At 41.3% G+C, this 10,948-nt stretch carries 11 protein-coding genes, 1 tRNA gene and 2 pseudogenes; 8 read left to right on the top strand and 6 right to left on the bottom strand.

What is annotated here, in order from left to right:
* A pseudogene (locus BLV54_RS15750) lies at nucleotides 1–81 on the top strand (IS5/IS1182 family transposase); the annotation flags it as partial.
* A gap of 454 nt (nucleotides 82–535) precedes the next feature.
* On the opposite strand, the gene secF reads toward BLV54_RS15750, so the two are convergent.
* The 5 genes from secF to queA form a co-directional block, all read right to left on the bottom strand.
* Nucleotides 536–1,468, bottom strand: a complete 933-nt coding sequence (secF, locus tag BLV54_RS13335; RefSeq protein WP_090572128.1) for a protein translocase subunit SecF — start codon at nucleotides 1,466–1,468, stop codon at nucleotides 536–538.
* A gap of 84 nt (nucleotides 1,469–1,552) precedes the next feature.
* On the bottom strand, nucleotides 1,553–3,397 hold the full coding sequence (gene secD, locus BLV54_RS13330; protein WP_090572127.1) for a protein translocase subunit SecD: 1,845 nt from the start codon (nucleotides 3,395–3,397) through the stop codon (nucleotides 1,553–1,555).
* A 70-nt stretch (nucleotides 3,398–3,467) separates the two neighbouring features.
* Nucleotides 3,468–3,926 carry a preprotein translocase subunit YajC gene (gene yajC / locus BLV54_RS13325; protein ID WP_090572126.1) on the bottom strand — a complete coding sequence of 153 codons (459 nt, stop codon included), beginning with the start codon at nucleotides 3,924–3,926 and terminating at the stop codon, nucleotides 3,468–3,470.
* A 39-nt stretch (nucleotides 3,927–3,965) separates the two neighbouring features.
* A complete protein-coding gene (tgt, locus tag BLV54_RS13320; RefSeq protein ID WP_090572125.1) occupies nucleotides 3,966–5,057 on the bottom strand; it encodes a tRNA guanosine(34) transglycosylase Tgt in 1,092 nt (363 codons plus the stop codon).
* Entirely contained in the window at nucleotides 5,054–6,088 is a 1,035-nt protein-coding gene (gene queA / locus BLV54_RS13315; RefSeq protein ID WP_090572124.1) for a tRNA preQ1(34) S-adenosylmethionine ribosyltransferase-isomerase QueA, read from the bottom strand. The genes tgt and queA overlap by 4 nt, the downstream gene beginning before the upstream one ends.
* Nucleotides 6,089–6,407: 319 nt before the next feature.
* Here queA and BLV54_RS13310 point away from each other — a divergent pair.
* The 7 genes from BLV54_RS13310 to BLV54_RS13285 all read left to right on the top strand — a co-directional run bounded on the left by BLV54_RS13310 (nucleotide 6,408) and on the right by BLV54_RS13285 (nucleotide 10,520).
* Nucleotides 6,408–6,494: transfer RNA gene (locus tag BLV54_RS13310), tRNA-Leu, on the top strand.
* 162 nt (nucleotides 6,495–6,656) lie between these two features.
* Nucleotides 6,657–7,862, top strand: coding sequence for a tyrosine-type recombinase/integrase (locus BLV54_RS13305; protein ID WP_090572123.1), 1,206 nt, complete (start codon nucleotides 6,657–6,659; stop codon nucleotides 7,860–7,862).
* Between the two features lie 94 nt (nucleotides 7,863–7,956).
* Nucleotides 7,957–8,838, top strand: a complete 882-nt coding sequence (locus tag BLV54_RS13300; protein ID WP_090572122.1) for a hypothetical protein — start codon at nucleotides 7,957–7,959, stop codon at nucleotides 8,836–8,838.
* Nucleotides 8,839–9,054: 216 nt separating this feature from the next.
* Nucleotides 9,055–9,309 carry a helix-turn-helix transcriptional regulator gene (locus BLV54_RS13295; protein ID WP_090572121.1) on the top strand — a complete coding sequence of 85 codons (255 nt, stop codon included), beginning with the start codon at nucleotides 9,055–9,057 and terminating at the stop codon, nucleotides 9,307–9,309.
* 1 nt (nucleotide 9,310) lies between these two features.
* Nucleotides 9,311–9,607, top strand: coding sequence for a helix-turn-helix domain-containing protein (locus BLV54_RS13290; RefSeq protein WP_090572120.1), 297 nt, complete (start codon nucleotides 9,311–9,313; stop codon nucleotides 9,605–9,607).
* Nucleotides 9,600–9,743 (top strand): hypothetical protein, encoded by a 144-nt coding sequence (locus BLV54_RS16215; RefSeq protein ID WP_176969776.1) that lies wholly within the window; start codon nucleotides 9,600–9,602, stop codon nucleotides 9,741–9,743. The genes BLV54_RS13290 and BLV54_RS16215 overlap by 8 nt, the downstream gene beginning before the upstream one ends.
* 3 nt (nucleotides 9,744–9,746) lie before the next feature.
* The gene (locus BLV54_RS13285) at nucleotides 9,747–10,520 is read left to right on the top strand and encodes a plasmid recombination protein (RefSeq protein WP_090572119.1); all 774 of its coding nucleotides are present in this window, start codon (nucleotides 9,747–9,749) and stop codon (nucleotides 10,518–10,520) included.
* A gap of 23 nt (nucleotides 10,521–10,543) precedes the next feature.
* Here BLV54_RS13285 and BLV54_RS16210 read toward each other — a convergent pair.
* A pseudogene (locus BLV54_RS16210) lies at nucleotides 10,544–10,948 on the bottom strand (hypothetical protein); the annotation flags it as partial.

The following is a 10,948-nucleotide window of genomic DNA, read 5'->3' as shown; positions in this document are numbered from 1 at the left end:
GCAACACGATACGACAAACTAAAGAGAAATTATGAAAGTATGGTTGCCATGGCATGCGGGTATCTGTGGCTACCTGTGTGAAATGTCAACAGACCCTAGCGTAATATCTCAACAAAGTGAGAATAACACCTCAAACTCCTGCCGCCTAAACTAATACAAATACCAAATATAGATAAATTCATTTTTGCGAGATTAGCAGAGAGGGAGATATATTAACGCCCAATCGGAATAGGGTATCCTATAAAAGTAGAGATATACCCATGCCGAACAAAGAAACTTTTCATTTTCTGCATTGGTTCCTTTGCAGAGCATCACATATTTCTATATCAATAGGAAGTAGTTGGCTTAATTTGATAATTAAATCTGAGATCATGACTAGGGAACCGTACTTGGAACTGTAGCAAAGCCCGATCCAAGCGCTATCATGATAAGGAAACTTAGATAGCCAATGGCGCCAACAGTTTGAACATCCCAATTAATGATATTGTACAAATCTGATCATCTTGCCTTATTCAATAGGCGCAATTCTCTAAGGCTATGGTAGAGCCTCTTCCTGTTGTTTTTTCTCAGGTTTTACTAAATCCTCGCGTTTGACCCCTAGTAACATGAGAATTGGGCTTGCAACGAGTACAGAAGAGTAGATGCCAAACAATATGCCAATGGTTAATGCTAATGCAAAATAATACAAGGTCTCCCCACCAAAAAGAAGCATAGATACAACCACTGCTTGGGTACTACCGTGAGTAATAATGGTGCGAGACATTGTTCGCGTGATTGCATTATCAATAATTTGTGCTGCGGGCGCCTTACGCATTTTACGAAAATTTTCGCGAATGCGATCAAATACTACAACGGATTCATTTACTGAGTAACCAAGGATAGCCAAAATTGCAGCAAGAACTGTAAGGGAGAACTCCCATTGAAAGTAAGCAAAAAAACCCAAAATGATTATCACATCATGCAAATTTGCAATAATACCAGAAACACCAAACTTCCATTCAAAGCGTACTGCCAGGTAAGCCACGATGCCAAGTGATACAAACAGTAAAGCTAATGCACCATTCTCTAGTAATTCATCGCCTACTTGAGGGCCAACAAATTCTACTCGACGTATTACTATAGATTCATCAAATTCTTTAAGAGAGGCTATTACAGTTTCTGATAATTTGGCACTAGATAGTTGATGCTTGACAGGCAATCTAATCAATACATCACGAGAAGTACCAAAATTCTGTACTGAAGCATCAGGTATCCCTAGCGTAACAAAGACTGATCTAATTTTATCGAGATTGGCAGGTTGTGCGTAACTCACTTCAAGTACAGTTCCACCGGTAAAATCAACCCCTAAATTCAACCCTTTTGTGACAATAAAAAAAACTGCGACAATAAAAGTCACCAATGAAATAGTAGTTGTATATTTCCCCCAACTCATAAAGGGGATATCACGTTCAAATTTAAAAAATTCCATAGTTTAAGAATCCTGATTAGCTATTTCAGATCAGCCTTTCGTATTTTCCGATACAGGTAAAACCGAATATGCGATTATTTATCATTAACGCTTAATTGTTTTAGGTTTCCAGACGGTGCCAATTGAAATTCTTTCCAATTTACGATGACCACCGTATATCAAGTTGACCATCGCTCGAGAAACAGTAACAGCTGTGAACACAGAAGTTAGAATACCCAAACACAGCACTACAGCAAATCCTTTAACTGGACCTGAACCAAAAGCAAATAATCCGATTCCTGCAATCAGTGTTGTGATATTTGAATCCACAATAGTCCCAAGCGCTCGTTCGTAGCCAGCATTGATAGCTAGTTGTGGCGTTAAGCCATTACGAAGCTCATCGCGAATACGTTCATTAATAAGAACATTTGCATCAATCGCCATGCCAACTGTAAGTGCAATTGCAGCCATTCCAGGAAGAGTTAATGTTGCTTGCAAAATGGAAAGAAGGCTGACTAATAATAAAAGATTTGCCCCAAGTGCAAGAACAGAAATTACACCAATTGCTCTATAGTAAAGCATGATGAACATAGCCACAGCCAGGAAGCCAAATAACGTCGAATTGACCCCTCTGGTGATATTGTCAGCACCTAAACTAGGCCCTACTGTGCGCTCCTCAATGATCTCCATTGGTGCAGCTAATGCGCCAGCCCGCAACAATAGGGCAACATCACGAGCTTCCACGCTACTCATTCGACCACTTATCTGCACGCGCCCACCACCGATTTCCTCCCGGATAACGGGTGCAGTGACAACCTCTGCTTGATTTTTCTCAACAAGTAAAATTGCCATACGCTTGCCGACATTATTTCGTGTCAGCTGCTTGAAAATGCGTGCACCATTGCTGTCAAGGGTAACGTGAACAGCTGGTTGATTGTCGTTATCAAATCCAGGTTGGGCGTCTGTAATACGATCACCAGTTAACAATATTTGTTTTTTTACCAGTAGTGCACCGCCACCACGTTCAGTAAGGAGCTCGGTACCAAATGGAATTTGTCCTCTTAGCGCCGCTTCGATGTCGCTTTCATCATCTACCATCCTGATTTCCAGAGTAGCTGTTCTCCCTAGAATATCTTTTGCTTTGGCAGTATCCTGAACGCCGGGTAATTGCACGATGACACGATCTATACCAGCCTGCTGAATAACAGGCTCTGCCACACCGAGTTCATTAACACGATTACGTAATGTAGAGATATTTTGTTGTATGGTGGCACTTTGCATACGTGCTTGTGCTTCTGGCTTAATCGATACTAGCAGACGAAAATCTCTTTCTGTATCCTGGGTGCGCAAATCCAGATCAGAATATATTTTCTTAAGTTCGGTTTCGGATTTTGAACGTGATTGCTCATCTCTGAATTTGATGATGAGTTGTGAATCTTGTCGATCAAGACCGGCAGATGATATTTTCTGTTCACGCAAAGTACTGCGAATATCGGTACTATAGCGATCCAGCGCTTTGGATAATGCTCCATCCATATCAGTCTGCAGCATGAAATGGACTCCGCCGCGTAAATCAAGTCCTAGATACATTGGTAATGCGCCAATATTATTTAACCATTCTGGAGAATTCGGAATAAGGTTGAGCGCAACAATGTAATCGGTGCCAAGCTCTGATTGCAGGATGTCTCTTGCCTTAATTTGAACATCCGTATCAGCAAAACGAATTTTGATACTATTTCCCTCGGTAAGTATTCCCTCACTAATTAGGCCATGCTTATTAAGTGCACTTTCTACTTTCTGTAATAGTGGTAATCCAGCCTCTGCTGTGATTCGTAGTGGTGAAATTTGTATTGCGGGTGATTCGCCATAAAAATTGGGTAAGGTATAAAGCAACCCAACAAGAAGCGTGATCGCAATAATCAAATTTTTCCAGAGAGGGTAGCGGTTCATGGTGTCAAATGAATTATAAAAAAGGGAAAAGAGGGTAAATTAACCAAATGTGTAATTTTTAATGAATCTTTTAGTTTTTATTGCTGCTCTCTTTTTGTGATTCGCTAGCAGGTGAAACATTGGTGCCCTCATCGCTACTTTCCTGAGTATCACTTGCTTTTTGGGGTTTATTGTTTTTAAGCGCTTTACTGCTTTTACCTGTATCAATACTTTTTAGCGTGCCTTTAGGCAATAAGGTTTGCACGCCAGCTTTGAGTACGACTATTTCAACATTAGGTGCTATTTCTATCGTGATATAATTTTCTCCTACACTTATGACACGACCTAATTCGCCTCCACTAATAATAATTTCATCGCCTTTTTGTAATCCTTCTCTCATTAGCTTTTGCTCTTTGGCGCGCTTAGATTGTGGGCGAATCAATAAAAAATAAAAAATAACAAGAATCCCAATTAGCGGCAGGAAACTCATTAAATTTGGTTCAGGTTGAGTGCCACTGGCAGCTTGAGCAAAGGCTTCACTAATCAACATGATATTTTCTCCCGAAGAAAAAAGATTAAAAATTATATTTTAACACGCTGCCTGAAATTCTCGTGCATATCGTTCAAATTGGCCAAGTTCAATTGCTGTGCGAATTTCGCTCATGAGTTGCTGATAATAATAAAGGTTATGTAGCGTGTTCAGGCGTGCACCAAGAATCTCATTTGTTCGTTGTAAATGATGCAGATATGCACGCGTAAAATGACGGCAGGTATAGCAGGGACATTGTTCATCTGGTGGTGAAGTATCCAGACGATATCGACTATTCCGTAATTTGATAATGCCATTTCGTGTATAGAGCCAGCCATTGCGTGCATTGCGTGTAGGTAAGACGCAGTCAAACATATCAATGCCTTGTGCGACCGCATGCACGATATCTGCTGGCGTACCCACTCCCATCAAGTATCTGGGTTTATCAAGCGGCAATTGTGGTGCGATATGAGTGAGTATACGCTGCATGTCTGCTTTAGGTTCACCCACAGACAGGCCGCCAATAGCGTAACCATCAAAACCAATCTGCTGTAAGCCAGCGAGAGACTGGTCGCGCAAATTTTCATGCATTCCCCCCTGAACAATACCAAAAAGTGCGTTAGGATTGCCATCGTGTGCACGTTTTGATCGCTCCGCCCAGCGTAAACTAAGTTCCATGGAGGCTTTTGCAGTTGAAATATCAACTGGATAGGGGGTGCATTCATCAAAGATCATGACAATATCAGAGTTAAGTATACGCTGAATACGCATGGATTCTTCAGGTGTTAAGAAGCACATATCGCCATTTACCGGCGAGCGGAATGCCACGCCTTGTTCGCTGATTTTACGCAGTTTACCGAGACTAAAAACCTGGAAGCCTCCTGAATCAGTGAGTATTGGGCCATTCCATCCCATGAAGCGATGGAGCCCTCCATGTGTTTCAATGACGTCTAAACCGGGGCGCAACCATAAATGAAAAGTATTACCTAATATTATTTTTGCATTAATTTCTTGTAATTCTGTCGGTGATACAGTTTTTACTGCCCCATATGTTCCTACCGGCATAAAAGCGGGTGTTTCTACTTTACCATGGGTAAGTGTCAATGTTCCCTGTCGGGCGCCACTATCAACGTGATGCAACTCAAATTTCATACTTTTCTTTCGATGAGCATGGCGTCACCATAGCTAAAGAAGTGATAACGTTGGGTAATGGCATGCTGATAAGTGCGGCGGATATTTTCCATTCCCGCAAAAGCAGATACCATCATAAGGAGGGTGGAACGTGGTAAATGAAAATTTGTAAGTAATCGATCAACGATGTGGAAGTTAAAACCGGGTGTAATAAAAAGGTTGGTTTCACCATACCCTGGCTTTAATTCACCATCATTGGCGTTAGCGCAAGCTTCCAAGGCACGCAGTGATGTGCTGCCGACTGCTAGCACGCGATTACCAATATGCTTTGCTTGTTGGATGGCATCGATCGTCGCTGCTGGTATGTGATAAATTTCTGTATGCATTTGATGATCTAAAATATTTTCAGCTCGAACAGGTTGAAATGTTCCAGCGCCGACATGTAATGTTACATAGGTGATTATTACACCCATTTCACGCAATTTTACTAGCATTGCTTCATCAAAATGCAAACCCGCGGTAGGTGCAGCGACTGCACCAGTTTTTTTTGCAAAAATCGTCTGATAACGATCTTCATCTAACTGTGTAACTTGTCGCTCAATATAGGGTGGCAATGGCAGGCTACCATATTGCTCTAATAACTCAATTACCGGAAGCTCATGCGCGAAGTGCAGTATATAGAAATTTTGTTCATGCCCTTGAACAACTGCATTAATTTTATTTTCCAGCAATAAATTCGATCCGATCTTGGGAGCATGACTGGCACGTATCATTGCTAAAACATGATGGGAATCGAGTATTCGTTCTACCATCACTTCTATTTTGCCACCAGTTTGCTTGATGCCCCATAGCCGCGCTTTGATCACTCGAGTATCGTTAAAAACAATAACATCACCAGCGCGCAGATACGTCGGTAAATCAATGAAGAAAGTGTCTTGAAATTTGTTACTTGAGCTATCCAAATAAAGCAGGCGACTATCTGCTCGATGCTGAGGCGGAAACTGAGCAATTAAATCACTGGGTAGAAAAAAATCAAAATCCTGAATTTTCATCGCCCTTATTATACAGGGGTGCACAAGCTATCCGCACATTTTGCTTGGGTATGGATACTCAGAGGATGTTGCTCTTCTAGTCAAAATTGCTGCAACTATAGCTTGTGAAAAAATCTACTTCATGCTCAGATATCTGCGTTGAGTTGTATTACTTATTTTTAGTATATATCTCCTTGATATATCTTGTAATTAGATTCGGTCTCCCTTGCTCTTTGATCACGTGCTATGATTTTTTCACAAGCTCTATGTTGCTGTGCCTGCTATTTTCAGTAATAATTGCGCCTCGCCCGAAATAAAATTAAAAATAAAGTAAGGGACTGCCGGGATGGCGGAATTGGTAGACGCACGGGACTCAAAATCCCGCGATGGTAACATCATGGGGGTTCGATTCCCCCTCCCGGCACCAAACAAACATTTCAAGCAGTATCTCATAGTATCAAATCCATTGAATTTACTATCTTTCAGAACGATTGGTAGTTTCCGGTAGTATCACAAGGTATCTGTACATACCATCAATTTGATGGTACTTTTGATGATACTTTCTGATTCCAGCAGTGAGATACCATCAATGCTTACAGATACCGCAGTACGTAATGCTCAATCAAAAGACAAACCATATAAGTTAACCGACAGTGGCGGTTTATATTTGCTGGTGAAATCCGTCGGCAAGTATTGGCGCATGAACTACCGATATGCAGGTAAGCAAAAGACTTTGGCTATTGGTGTTTATCCAGCTATTACCCTATCTGCTGCACGCAAGAAAAGAGATGAAGCACGTGATCTATTGATTAAGGATGTTGACCCGGCGCTAGTGAAGGCCGTCAATAAGCAAGTCAAAAAACACGCCCTTGATAACACCTTTCAAACCATCGCACTTGAATGGCACACCAAGCAATCAGCGACCTGGGCAGAATCAACAGCAGCTAATATAAAACGATGCCTGGAAGCAGACATTTTCCCTTGGTTAGGTAATCGACCGATCAAGGATATTAACGCGCCTGATTTACTGGCAGTGCTACGCAAAATAGAAAGCCGTGGGGCGCACGAGAAAGCGCAACGAGCAAGGGAATATATTGGCCGGGTGTTTAGATATGCCATACAAACCGGACGTGCTGAACGTGATCCTGGCGGCGATTTAAAGGGCGCATTAACACCAGTCAAAGCAAAGCATCATGCCAGCATTACCGACCCAAAGGCCATAGGTGCATTGCTACGCTCAATCAGCGGTTTTATTGGCTCATATACCACTAAATGCGCGTTACAGCTTGCCCCGCTGGTATTCGTCCGGCCGGGTGAATTACGTCAGGCAGAATGGGCAGAAATTGATTTTGATAAGAAAGAATGGCGCATACCCGGCCACAAAATGAAAATGGGTGAGCAACACATCATCCCGCTATCACGTCAGGCTATTGAGATATTAGAGTCTATCCAGCCATTAACAGGGCATGGCAAATATATCTTTCCAAGCATAAGAAGTACCGACAGACCAATGTCTGAAAATACCGTCAATGCAGCATTAAGGCGCATGGGTTATGAAAAAGACGAAATGACTGGGCATGGTTTCCGTAGCATGGCCAGTACGTTATTACATGAACATGGCTGGCCACATGAAGCGATAGAACGACAATTAGCCCATGCAGAACGTAACAAGGTATCAGCTAGCTATAACTTTGCTGAACATCTGCCCAAGCGGCGGGAAATGATGCAATGGTGGGCTGATTACTTGGATGAGCTGGCAGCAGGTGCTAAGGTGATAAATTTTCAAAAAGCTTGATCAAGTTTAACTGCGCCTAGCCCGACGGGGTGAACACCGGGAACCCTTATCCGGTTGGCGTGGTTTCTGATTTAAGGGCGTGCAAAGGGGCACTATGTGTAAAGAAAATCAAGAAAGCACAAAAGAACAACTGTTAGATATATTAAGAAATCATAAATTATCTAGTAATGAATTTTTTGCTTGTGTGCGAGAGTGGGCTGAATTATCACCAATAGAATTAACAAAATCATTTCTTGAAGAAATTCTTCAAGAGGGAGATTTATCTAAAAATCCATTTAAATCAAAACTCAGAAATCCATTACTTGGACTTGGAAATGATTATGAAGATTTAGCCAAGATTTTTATAAATAAAATCAATGGATACAAATCAGGAATAAATGAATACATTCCTTTAATTCAGGTAATGGAAAATCATATTTTTTATGAAGAGATTGATATCAGAAATATAGTTACAAGAGCCGAAGATATTAATTTTTTTAAATTTGGTTTATTCAATTATTTAAAAGATAGTTTACTTTATTCAGTTTTTTTTATTTATGATTTTGTTTTCAAGGGAGTTCCACTATACAAAAAAAATGATTTAGATGAATTTATTAAAGTTCCTGATTCTGATAATCAATTTATTTATTTTTTTATGAGTGGATATTATCAGGAGCAAAAATCATCCGGTCGTTATTTGGAATGGGCAAAAGAATATTTTTTTAAAAATAGTCATTTGGAAATTCATAAACATTTTTTTGAAGCTAATTTCGATGAATACCAAGGCACTAACTATGAAACTATAAAATTAAGGCGTTCAGCTTTTCGTAAACATATTGGTGAAAAAGATGTTTTCTTTGGTGCTCAAGAAAATAAGTCTGCGATAGATAAAACGATTTCTCATGGCTATCACGAGACTAAGTTAATGAGAATACAGAAAGAAGTTCTTGAACGCTATTACGGTAATCAATTCGATATAGCTGATCGTAATACGTAGATGAAACAAGAAGCTATCGTTGATTGGTTAATGGGAGAATATAAACTCAGTAAACGGGAAGCTGAGGCAATAGATATAATAACAAGACCAGATAATGCAAGAGGGAAGTAAAGGCCTCACCCCACCCTTGGCCTACTATTAGGCCGTTACCTCTTGCCGTAAAGGTACCCTAATGCAATATTGTGTGAAGCACCCAATAACATAAAGGTGCTTAACATGTCTCAACAAACTAGTACAACTAAATCTATCTCAATTCCAGAAGCCCTAAAAAACTTCGATCAACTTCCCGATACTGCCAATGTAAGACAGCCAGTAGTTCAGGCTTTATATGCATGTTCATCGGCTAGTATTTGGCGAGGGGTAAAAGCAGGTCGAATTCCTAAACCCCGCAAATTATCACCGCGTACCACCTGCTGGAACGTCGGTGAATTACGCGCAGCATTGGCAATAACCGGAAATCAAGGGGCATAACATGGACAAAAAAATACCGCCCCATAAAGAAGCGGCTTTTCAAGAAATCAATAAGGAGTTTAGCGGTAATTCAGTTAAGCAGCAATGTGCCAGATTATTGCGGGCTTTGAGTTTATTCAGCATCAATACCTTTGAGGCAAGCCGTGGATTAGGTGTTTACCACCCACCTGCTCGAATATTACAGCTGCGCAAACTAGGATACATCATAGACACAATATGGCAGGTCATCGAAGCGGAAAATGGGGATAAACACCGTGTCGGTTGCTATGTCTTGCGTAGTGGTTTGAATCATGAGTGATCAAACATGGCTGGAACGCCTTGAAATGCTGTTAGTGCGTTATTCTCACCTTGAGATAAACGAAGATGTGGCATCACTTAGTTTGGTCGAACTATGGGCGATATATCTTTACTTATCCCGGTTAGTGGATGAATAAACAATGGCAGCAAGCCACCTGCTGAGACTAGGTAAGGTAAAAGGTAAGAATGGCATTCTGAATGCGTTGAAACACAATAAGCGCATATTGCAGGCTGAACGGGGCACAAGTGGGAATATTGACCCATTCAGAACACCATTCAACTATTCATTGACCAATACAGATACTGCGGAGCAAATCGACCGTCATACAAAAGTATTGCTGGTTCAGGCTGGCATTGATAAACCCCGCATTAATCAGGTAATGGCATTAGAGATTATCTTCAGTTTACCTGTAGACCGACACGAACAGGACACCCAGCCATTCTTCAAAGATTGTCTGGAATGGGTAAAGCAACAAATACCGGGTGTGCTGCTATCCTTTGATGTTCATCTGGACGAAAGCGCACCCCATGCCCATGCACTGATTCTGCCTTTAGTGAATAACAAAATGCAGGGTAATCAAATCATGGGTGGCAAGGGTAACTTGCTTAGATTGATTAATCAGTTCCATTTGGATGTTGCCCGTTACTATGGCTTAAGCAGAAATGAAACTAAACGTCTTACCAGTAATGATAAAGAATTTATTGAAAAACAAATTTTATTAAAACTGAATACTGATCCAGTCATGAAATCTATTATCTGGCCTTGTGTGCGTGATGCTATCCACAACGACCCATTACCTTATGCTCAATTGTTGGGTATTGAACAAACACGACAGAGTACCAAAGAAAAAAGAAGATCATTTCTAGCAATCATGACTTCCAAAGGAAAGGGAAAGGAAACAAATGCTATATAGTCGTCCCTGAAAAACCCTTTTTCTCAACTACTAAGTTGTAGGTTAGGCATATTGTCAATCAATAGCCGATTAATATTGATTCCCAAACGAGCACACAAAAGCGCCAGTTGGCGCAGAATCTTGCGCAAGTTATAGCCAGCACCGCACAGTAAGGCATTCATGGCATCGCCTGCTGCGCCTTTCAAAAAGTTTCTCCCCAGACGCCCATCGTTTTTCATATGTCCGATCACGGGCTCCACCGCACTGCGCCGCTTGAGCTTCTTTTTGATCGCCACCGTGACGCCGCGCCTGGCTCCTGCTATCCATACTTTGACCGTATCCGTCACCGCGTGTCCTCTATAACCCCGATCCACATAAACTTCCTTTGGCGCAATACCCGTTAGTTTGTGAACTTGTTCCAAGGATGCTGTAAGCGTATGCCCATCGTA

Origin of the sequence: Nitrosomonas sp. Nm33, assembly GCF_900107265.1 — a bacterium.
Taxonomy (GTDB): Bacteria; Pseudomonadota; Gammaproteobacteria; order Burkholderiales; family Nitrosomonadaceae; genus Nitrosomonas.
This window is presented reverse-complemented; position numbering and strand designations above follow the sequence as displayed.